This is a genomic window from Actinophytocola xinjiangensis (assembly GCF_001921215.1).
Classification (GTDB): Bacteria; Actinomycetota; Actinomycetes; order Mycobacteriales; family Pseudonocardiaceae; genus Actinophytocola; species Actinophytocola xinjiangensis.
The window spans coordinates 1-742 of sequence record NZ_MSIF01000067.1; the positions used below are offsets into that span (position 1 = coordinate 1).

The 742-nt window shown below is 64.6% G+C and carries 1 protein-coding gene; it reads left to right on the forward strand.

The window, feature by feature from the left end:
• Positions 1-742 (forward strand): ATP-grasp domain-containing protein (locus tag BLA60_RS41840; RefSeq protein ID WP_342744832.1); only part of this gene is annotated, 742 nt, incomplete at both ends.

Sequence of the window (742 nt, forward strand, 5' to 3'; positions counted from 1 at the left end):
TCGTCCGTCGGGTGTTGGTGACCCCGGCGTCGGATATTGCCGAGGAGTACTACTTCTCGTTCCTTCTGGATCGTACGAACCGGACGTTCCTGGCGATGGCTTCCGCTGAGGGTGGGATGGATATCGAGCAGTTGGCGGTGGAGCGGCCGGAGGCGTTGGCGAAGGTTCCGGTGGACGCGATCGTGGGGGTGGATCTGGCGAAGGCCACGGAGATCGTGCGGGCGGCGAGGTTCCCGGACGCGGTGGTCGAGAAGGCCGCTGAGGTGGTCGTGCAGTTGTGGGAGACGTTCGTGGCGGAGGATGCCACGTTGGTCGAGGTGAACCCGTTGGTGCGGGATCCTCAGGACAGGATCATCGCGTTGGACGGGAAGGTGACGCTGGATGACAATGCGGCGTTCCGGCACCCGGGGCACGCGGATCTGGTGGATGTGGCCGCCGAGGATCCGTTGGAGGCGGCGGCGAAGGCCAAGGACCTGAACTATGTGAAGTTGGCGGGTCAGGTCGGGATCATCGGTAACGGTGCTGGTCTGGTGATGTCGACGTTGGACGTGGTGGCCTACGCCGGGGAGGCGTTCGGTGGTGTGGCTCCGGCGAACTTCCTGGACATCGGTGGTGGTGCGTCGGCCGAGGTGATGGCGAACGGGTTGGAGATCATTCTGTCCGATCCGGACGTGCGGAGTGTGTTCGTGAACGTGTTCGGGGGGATCACGGCGTGTGACGCGGTCGCCAACGGCATCGTCCA